This is a genomic window from Wolbachia endosymbiont of Glossina morsitans morsitans (assembly GCF_000689175.1).
Lineage (GTDB): Bacteria > Pseudomonadota > Alphaproteobacteria > Rickettsiales > Anaplasmataceae > Wolbachia > Wolbachia pipientis.
The window spans coordinates 6,028-12,516 of sequence record NZ_AWUH01000190.1; the positions used below are offsets into that span (position 1 = coordinate 6,028).

The window sequence follows — 6,489 nt, forward strand, 5'->3', positions numbered from 1 at the left end:
AAGCAGGGTCATTACCTTTCTTATTTGGTGTACTTGGAAGAAAAAATAATTACTTTGGCCACGGAACTTTTACGACAGAGCTTGGAAAGTGGAGTAGTGATATGACAAAAACTGACTATATGTTACAACTACTAGCAGGTAGCCATACGTACAATACAGATTACGTTAGTTTTTATCGGCCAAGACAACTAAGTTTTATAGAGGGAAGTAAAGGAACATTTATTTACGGAGAGTTATGCACAAAAAATTTTTCGGGTAGTTATGATGAGATATACTATTACCCGTATGCTGCACTGGGAGTAGTATTTGTAAAAAATACAACCAATGTGAACATAAATAAGACAATGGAATTTGTTGGATCATCGTATTCGAGTACGGAGTATGGGGGAACAGGATTATTTGTGGGAACTCCTGATAACACTAATTCTAATAAATCAAGTATTTTAAAAATAGTATGGAAAAATGTTTACCAATACACGAGTTCTGATAGCAAGTTAGCCGGATCTGGTAATGTGGAGATTCCAGCAGGAAAAACAGTTGCAATATTACTTTACACATCATCTTATCTGTATTCCAGAACACAAGTTAGTCAAGGTATGCTTGCATCAAATTATGTACACAACTATGGTCAATTTTTATTTATTTTTATTTATAACATACGTAGCAATTTTCTCACCACAGGGCTTGAGGTAGATGTGGAAAGGACGCTCAGGGGTTGGCAATGTCCAGGGTTAGAACGAACTGATCAAATATGGCAATGAGGAGGAATTTGTGACTATTTATATACGTTTTGAAAACCACAAGCAGATTGAAACAACAACACTTGAAATCAAGCCAACTGGAAATGATTGGTATGAAGCACCAAAGAATTTTGACTGGCACAAAAATTTATTGTTTAGCAGAAGAAGAGAAAATTGTTGAAAGGAATAAGGAAGATATTGAGCTGGAATTATTGGAAAATGCGAAACTTTCTGCACTTGATAGTGTGCGTTTTTATTTTAATAACTATACTAACGAATACGCTGGAAATTCTCACCAAAAGCAGGGTCATTACCTTTCTTATTTGGTGTACTTGGAAGAAAAAATAATTACTTTGGCCACGGAACTTTTACGACAGAGCTTGGAAAGTGGAGTAGTGATATGACAAAAACTGACTATATGTTACAACTACTAGCAGGTAGCCATACGTACAATACAGATTACGTTAGTTTTTATCGGCCAAGACAACTAAGTTTTATAGAGGGAAGTAAAGGAACATTTATTTACGGAGAGTTATGCACAAAAAATTTTTCGGGTAGTTATGATGAGATATACTATTACCCGTATGCTGCACTGGGAGTAGTATTTGTAAAAAATACAACCAATGTGAACATAAATAAGACAATGGAATTTGTTGGATCATCGTATTCGAGTACGGAGTATGGGGGAACAGGATTATTTGTGGGAACTCCTGATAACACTAATTCTAATAAATCAAGTATTTTAAAAATAGTATGGAAAAATGTTTACCAATACACGAGTTCTGATAGCAAGTTAGCCGGATCTGGTAATGTGGAGATTCCAGCAGGAAAAACAGTTGCAATATTACTTTACACATCATCTTATCTGTATTCCAGAACACAAGTTAGTCAAGGTATGCTTGCATCAAATTATGTACACAACTATGGTCAATTTTTATTTATTTTTATTTATAACATACGTAGCAATTTTCTCACCACAGGGCTTGAGGTAGATGTGGAAAGGACGCTCAGGGGTTGGCAATGTCCAGGGTTAGAACGAACTGATCAAATATGGCAATGAGGAGGAATTTGTGACTATTTATATACGTTTTGAAAACCACAAGCAGATTGAAACAACAACACTTGAAAACAAGCCAACTGGAAATGATTGGTATGAAGCACCAAAGAATTTTGACTGGCACAAAAATTTATTGTTTAACAGAAGAAGAGAAAATTGTTGAAAGGAATAAGGAAGATATTGAGCTGGAATTATTGGAAAATGCGAAACTTTCTGCACTTGATAGTGTGCGTTTTTATTTTAATAACTATACTAACGAATACGCTGGAAATTCTCACCAAGCAGCGGGATAACGGTTGTTAGGCTAGCTGTCATCCAAGTAGCTGACACTGGTTCCTTTATGACGTCAGTGCCCCTATGGTGTCATTCCAGTGCCCTGACTACTTGGATCTAGCAAGCTTTGCTTGCAAATAAGTCTAATACGTGTCGCGTTTTATGCCAAAACACAATTGGAGTTACATGCAAAATAGATCCCAGACTGGGATGACAAAAAAAGAGCACTGGAATGACACCATTTACTGTGCAATTTACCTTCAAAAATGAATGTTCGTACAGCTATGGATTCATTCGCGGTATCTCACCATAGATCCCGCTGACAAGCAGCGGTATGAAGGTTATCAGTAAACATGAATTATAGCTCTTTTTACAATAATCCGAACAGACCGTAATATGCTACTGGCCTGCTATAGCCATAAACACATATCTTATCGCATTCGGACTATTATAAGAAAGGCTATAATTTCCATAGCAGAAAAATTAAGAGCAATTATTGTTGCAGATGGACCAAATACTAATGATGAAGAAGCAATAAAATGGAGAAAAAGTGTAGGCAGCTCAAGAGTTTACGTAATTGACCCTTGGGTTAAGGTATTTATTGAAGGAAAAGAAGGAACCTTGCCAGCAAGCCCATTTGTAGCTGGTTTAATAGCAAAAGTATATAGCGAACAAGGATTTTGGCACTCACCTTCAAATAAAGAGATAAATGGTATTGTTGGCACCAGCAGTCCTATTGATTTTACGCTCGGTAATACAAATTGTAGAGCAAACCATTTGAATGAAAATGAAGTAACAACGATAATTCATCAAAATGGCTATAGGGTTTGGGGAAATAGAACATGTTCAAACGATTCGAAATGGGCTTTTCTATCAGTAAGGCGCACTGCAGATTTAATTAACGATAGTTTACTTCGAGCTCATCTCTGGGCAGTTGATCGCAATATCACAAAAACTTATATAGATGATGTGATTGAGGGGGTGATTTCTTATTTGGCCAATTTAAAAGCACAAGGAGCTATTATCAGCGGAAAATGTTACGCAACTTCAGAATTAAACACACCAGCAAATATTTCAAGTGGAAAAGTATACTTTGATTTTGAGTTTACACCACCATATCCAGCAGAACAGATTACTTTTCGTTCACGGCTGGTGAATAGTGAAATGTCGTAAATTTTATTAAGGGAAAAAGGGAAGAAAGATGCTACCAAAGATTTTAAAGAATTTTAATGTGTTCGTAGATGGTCGGGGTTATGCAGGAAAAATGGATGAAATTACGCTACCAAAGCTTACCATAAAAACAGAAGAGTACTGTGCTGGTGGTATGGATATTCCAATAAATATTGACATGGGCATGGAAAAGCTTGAAGCAGATTTCACTTTTGCTGAATACGATACAGAGCTCTTTCGGCTATTTGGGTTGATAAATGGAAATTCGGTATCTTTGACGCTCAGAGGTGGAATGTAAGGTAGTGGAAGTAATGATATTGGAGCAGTAATAATCAATTTAAGAGGCATTTTTAAAGAATTTGATTTTGGTAACTGGAAACCTGCTGAGAAAGCAACGCTGAAATGTACTGTAGCTGCCCATTACTATAAACTTACTATAGGCGGTAATGAGCTGATAGAAATCGATGCTGAAAATATGATTAGAAAGATAAATGGTGTTGATCAAATGGCCTTGCTACAAACGATTCTAGGGATCTAATATGGTTGACAAAATTACATAAAAATGTTAAAATATAAGGAGTTGTAGGTACATAGTTAATATGGATTCTAAAGCTCATACAAATTCCATAGAGCAGCTAACTGGTTTACTTGTTAGTGTAGCACAATCTCAAGACAAGTCCGTTTTAAAGTTATTAACTGAATTAATGGAAGAAGAAATTGAAGATATGGAATTATCTAAGATTGCTGACGAACGCTATAAAGAAAAGAGGGTTAAACATCAAGATGCCTTCTGGGATTAAGCCTTACAATATAGACTATTCAGAATCTGTTATAAAGAAAGACATTCCGGCTCTTCCAGCAAAAGTAAAGTTAATGATTAAGAAGGCAATAATGGAGCGTCTAACAGTTGATCCAATTGGACTTGGAAAGCCATTAAAGCATAACTTAAGTGGACAACGTAGTCTACGGGTGAGTACCTATCGTATACTCTATTATATAGATGTACCAGAACATACAGTAGTTATTACTTCAATTGAACACAGAAAAGATTCTTATCAAAGCTAATCCTATTTATAGCACCATACAAAGAAATTAGTTATGTAAAAGCTGATATAGACTTTTATTTAATTAACTTTTTAAGGAGGAACATGCAAGCTATAACACTTAATAACCCAATAACAGTTGATGGAATTTCTGTCTCAGAACTTACTGTTAGACGTCCAAAAGTTAGAGACTATCTTGCAATTGAACGCTTAAATGGTAGTGACCTTAGTAAAGAAGTAACTTTGACTGCCAATTTGACATCAGTTGCAAAAGAAGCAATTGAGGAGTTAGATATTGCTGATTATGTGAAAATTCAAGAGGTATTAAAGGATTTTTTTTCACCGATTATCCAAAAAACTTGAGATTAGAAGTATTAATGTTCAGCTCTGTTGTAGGAGGCGGGGTTGAACAAATACTTGATATGGAGATTAATGAATTTATCTTATGGCATAAAGCAGCGAGGAAGGTACAATGTCAACGTTATCTATAAAAATTGGAGCAGTCCTAGATGGCAGTTTCAGTACTGTAATAAAAGGAAGTAGCAGTCAACTTACTCATCTTGGTGAGAATATAAGAAAGCTTGACTCATCTTTAAAATCAGTATCAAAGTTTAAGCAGTTAGGTCATGATGTTTTGACTAGCAAGAGGTCATGGAAGGGCTTTGAAGATCAAGTAAAATCTTTAGCTAAACAAATGAAGGCAATAGAGAAACCGAGCAAAACTTTAAAAGCAGAATTTGACAAGGCCAAAACCTCCGCAATAAAAGCAAAAGAAGCATATTTGAAAAAGAGAGATGCTTTGCATTCATTTAATGAAGAAGTAAGAAAAAGTGGAAGAAATATTAAGTACTTAGTAAGTGACCAACATAAACTTGGCTCTTCTATTGAAGTATTAAAAGGTAAGTATGGTAAGCTTGGATCTGCAATACGTAGTCACCAAAGTTTTTTAGCAAGCAAAGCACATTTTAAGTCACAAATTATAGAGACTATTGGGCTAGGGCTAACGCTTGCAGCTCNAGTTAAAGTTGCAATTGACTTTAAAGTGCTATGGCTGATGTTACAAAAGTGGTAGATTTTAAAAAAGGAACGGATGAAGCAACTAAATTTGCAAAGAAGTTAAAAGAGATGTCACGTACTNTACCATTATCAGCCNCAGAACTGGCACAAATAGCTGCAAGTGATGGTCAACTTGGTATCAAGAAAGAAGATCTTTTTATGTTTACAGAAACAGTGGCAAAAATGTCTACAGCATTTGATATGTCTGCAGAGCAAGCAGGTGATTCTATAACTAAACTCTCTAACGTTTATGGAATTGATGTTAGTAAAATGGAATACGTTGGTAATGTAATCAATCACTTATCAGATAACACTGCTGCCAAAGCAAAAGATATGGTTGAAGCTCTAGCAATAGTTGGTGGTACTGCAAAACAATTTGGTCTTGACATCAAGGAAACAAGTAGTTTAGTAAATGCCTTCGTTAGTTTAGGTAAACAACCAGCAAAAGCTGCAACTGCTATAAATGCTCTACTTAGTAAACTTCAGACTGCTGAAGAACAAGGAGGGGATTTTAAAGCAGCATTAGAGAAAATGGGCATAACTGCAGAAGAAATAGTACAAAGAATAAGCGAAAACGGCGAAGAAGCATTACTCTACTTTTTTCAAGCTCTAAAGAAAATGGATAACCAGGAACGTTCTACAATCCTTATGAAACTTTTCGGTCGGGAATATCAAGATGATATTGCATTATTAGCTGGAAGTTTTAACAAATACGAAAATGCTATAAGGTTACTAGCTGACACAGAAGAGTACAAGAGCTCGTTGCAGAAAGAATTTCAAAACCGTGTAGACACCACAGTAGGGTCGAGAACTGGCGCGCCTCTTTGGGGTTTGGTGGCTGATCCACTATTTTCATCCTGGGCCTCAATCCAAAATTCCCGTGTTTACGTTTCCAGCTCCCGCCTCATCAAACGCAGCATGCGGTTTTCCCGCACTACGCTTTCCTAGTAGATTCTTTACCAAAGTTTATAGCATATTGTGCTGGTAAGGCTTTCGGGACGTAATATCTTATTCTACAGTCCGAATATAGACCAAGAGTCTCGTATATCCATTTGCTACTCCACCTTTTCCAGCCAAATCCTTTTGCTTTTCTGGGTTGCATCAGATTGCGTCTTGCTTTCTTCTCTACCCATTGTTTTATGTATTTAAA

At 36.1% G+C, this 6,489-nt stretch carries 4 protein-coding genes and 9 pseudogenes; 12 read left to right on the top strand and 1 reads right to left on the bottom strand.

Annotated features, from left to right (window positions below; translation table 11 throughout):
* From WGMM_RS04845 to WGMM_RS06985, 12 genes and pseudogenes are all read left to right on the top strand, one after another.
* Positions 1-761, top strand: a pseudogene (locus WGMM_RS04845) (hypothetical protein); the annotation flags it as partial.
* Between the two features lie 10 nt (positions 762-771).
* Positions 772-1,054 (top strand): annotated as a pseudogene (locus WGMM_RS04850) (hypothetical protein); the annotation flags it as partial.
* Positions 1,042-1,800: pseudogene (locus WGMM_RS04855) on the top strand (hypothetical protein); the annotation flags it as partial. The pseudogenes WGMM_RS04850 and WGMM_RS04855, both read left to right, overlap by 13 nt.
* Before the next feature lie 10 nt (positions 1,801-1,810).
* Positions 1,811-2,084 (top strand): annotated as a pseudogene (locus tag WGMM_RS04860) (hypothetical protein); the annotation flags it as partial.
* A gap of 382 nt (positions 2,085-2,466) precedes the next feature.
* On the top strand, positions 2,467-3,243 hold the full coding sequence (locus tag WGMM_RS04865; protein ID WP_275039490.1) for a phage tail sheath family protein: 777 nt from the start codon (positions 2,467-2,469) through the stop codon (positions 3,241-3,243).
* A 28-nt stretch (positions 3,244-3,271) separates the two neighbouring features.
* Positions 3,272-3,778, top strand: a pseudogene (locus WGMM_RS04870) (phage major tail tube protein).
* Positions 3,779-3,839: 61 nt separating this feature from the next.
* Positions 3,840-4,040 carry a hypothetical protein gene (locus WGMM_RS04875; protein WP_007303020.1) on the top strand — a complete coding sequence of 67 codons (201 nt, stop codon included), beginning with the start codon at positions 3,840-3,842 and terminating at the stop codon, positions 4,038-4,040.
* Positions 4,024-4,305, top strand: a complete 282-nt coding sequence (locus WGMM_RS04880) for a type II toxin-antitoxin system RelE family toxin (protein ID WP_010082215.1) — start codon at positions 4,024-4,026, stop codon at positions 4,303-4,305. The genes WGMM_RS04875 and WGMM_RS04880 overlap by 17 nt, the downstream gene beginning before the upstream one ends.
* A gap of 83 nt (positions 4,306-4,388) precedes the next feature.
* The gene (locus tag WGMM_RS04885) at positions 4,389-4,646 is read left to right on the top strand and encodes a phage tail assembly protein (protein ID WP_010405430.1); all 258 of its coding nucleotides are present in this window, start codon (positions 4,389-4,391) and stop codon (positions 4,644-4,646) included.
* Between the two features lie 109 nt (positions 4,647-4,755).
* A pseudogene (locus WGMM_RS06970) lies at positions 4,756-5,299 on the top strand (phage tail tape measure protein); the annotation flags it as partial.
* Between the two features lies 1 nt (position 5,300).
* Positions 5,301-5,420: pseudogene (locus WGMM_RS06975) on the top strand (phage tail tape measure protein); the annotation flags it as partial.
* A gap of 16 nt (positions 5,421-5,436) precedes the next feature.
* Positions 5,437-6,137: pseudogene (locus tag WGMM_RS06985) on the top strand (phage tail tape measure protein); the annotation flags it as partial.
* A 136-nt stretch (positions 6,138-6,273) separates the two neighbouring features.
* Here WGMM_RS06985 and WGMM_RS05940 read toward each other — a convergent pair.
* Positions 6,274-6,489: pseudogene (locus tag WGMM_RS05940) on the bottom strand (group II intron reverse transcriptase/maturase); the annotation flags it as partial.

Bases quoted from the DNA above. Each gene is read 5' to 3' on its own strand.
- WGMM_RS04880 (WP_010082215.1), top strand. From the start codon at position 4,024: ATGCCTTCTGGGATTAAGCCTTACAATATAGACTATTCAGAATCTGTT.
- WGMM_RS04875 (WP_007303020.1), top strand. From the start codon at position 3,840: ATGGATTCTAAAGCTCATACAAATTCCATAGAGCAGCTAACTGGTTTA.
- WGMM_RS04885 (WP_010405430.1), top strand. From the start codon at position 4,389: ATGCAAGCTATAACACTTAATAACCCAATAACAGTTGATGGAATTTCT.
- WGMM_RS04865 (WP_275039490.1), top strand. From the start codon at position 2,467: ATGCTACTGGCCTGCTATAGCCATAAACACATATCTTATCGCATTCGG.